This is a genomic window from Halorubrum sp. SP3 (genome assembly GCF_005435195.1).
Lineage (GTDB): Archaea > Halobacteriota > Halobacteria > Halobacteriales > Haloferacaceae > Halorubrum > Halorubrum sodomense.
On record NZ_SGTU01000375.1, the window covers coordinates 1 to 451 of the forward strand.

General features: G+C 56.8%; 1 pseudogene. It reads left to right on the forward strand.

From position 1 onward, the window contains the following. Positions 1–451 (forward strand): annotated as a pseudogene (locus EXE42_RS16915) (ATP-dependent DNA helicase RecQ); the annotation flags it as partial.

Genomic DNA, 451 nt, shown 5'->3' on the forward strand with positions numbered 1-451 from the left:
AGCAAAGACTGGTCGTATGATCACGAGCGCATTGAGTCAGTCACGCAGCATCGATGGGACGAGTTGGAGCGAATCCAATCGTTTGCGGCGACCGATGCGTGCCTGACGCGGTTCATCGACGATGAGTTAGACGGATCGCTTGAGGAGGACTGCGGGCACTGCGCTAACTGTGTTGGTAAATTTGTTCCATCGACTGTCGAGAAGCAGGAACTGATCGAGGTGGCAGTTGACCACTACAAGGGTAGCTCGACCGGTGAGATCTCCTCGCGATACTACTTGCCGAAGCAAGATGGTGGACGGTCTGTGATCGATGATGACCGCAACATGGAGGACGGCCGTGTGTTGGCGGCTCTGGATGACCCTGGGTGGGGAGCACGTGTCCGAGAGCAACGCGATACCGGCCAGTACAGTACAGAGCTTGTCTCGGCTGCCGTTGACCTGTTCGACGAGT